Raw genomic sequence first — 682 nt, 5'->3', positions numbered from 1 at the left:
ATTAAAGCGGAATTATTCCCTGAACATGTGCGAGCGCTTGGCGTGGGTTTAGCCTATGCGATTGCGAATGCGCTTTTTGGAGGGAGCGCGAGTTATGTAGCGTTGCAATTCAAACAACATGGTTTTGAATGGGGATTTGTGGGCTATGTCATGTTTAGCATTGTTATCTTTATGGTTATGGTTATCATATTCCCTAAAAAAACCTATCTGGAATAAATCTTTATTTAATTTTTGCTATAATTTTTTCTTTTAAAAGGATTCTTGCATGCAAAATGGGTATTATGCGGCCACGGGAGCTATGGCGACACAATTTAACCGCTTGGATTTAACCTCTAACAATTTAGCTAATTTAAACACCAATGGCTTTAAAAGAGACGATGCGATTACAGGCGATTTTTTAAGGCTTTACCAACAATACCGAGAACAACTGCCCTTAGAAGATCAAACTAAAGCGAGTGCGAAGTATTTAAACCGCAATCTCAATCGTGTACCTATTCTATCAGAAATCTATACGGATAGAAGCCTTGGTGCGTTTGAAGAAACGCATAACCCCCTAGATTTTGCCCTAACAAGCCCTAATCTCTATTTTGCGATACAAACTAATGAAGGTGTCGCTTATACTAGAGATGGGCATTTTAGCGTGGATAAAGACGGCTTTTTGGTAACTCTTAATGGCTTTAGG

General features: G+C 39.0%; 1 protein-coding gene and 1 pseudogene. Both read left to right on the top strand.

The annotated features are described in order from the left end of the window. Positions 1–216: pseudogene (locus tag IE271_RS44545) on the top strand (alpha-ketoglutarate transporter); the annotation flags it as partial. A 49-nt stretch (positions 217–265) separates the two neighbouring features. After that, positions 266–682: flagellar hook-basal body complex protein (locus IE271_RS44540; RefSeq protein WP_190195520.1), on the top strand; the 417-nt coding region annotated here is incomplete at its 3' end.

This window comes from Streptomyces minutiscleroticus, assembly GCF_014650875.1.
Classification (GTDB): Bacteria; Actinomycetota; Actinomycetes; order Streptomycetales; family Streptomycetaceae; genus Streptomyces; species Streptomyces minutiscleroticus.
The sequence above is the reverse complement of the archived record's forward strand: the minus strand, read 5'-3'. Positions and strand labels throughout refer to the sequence as shown.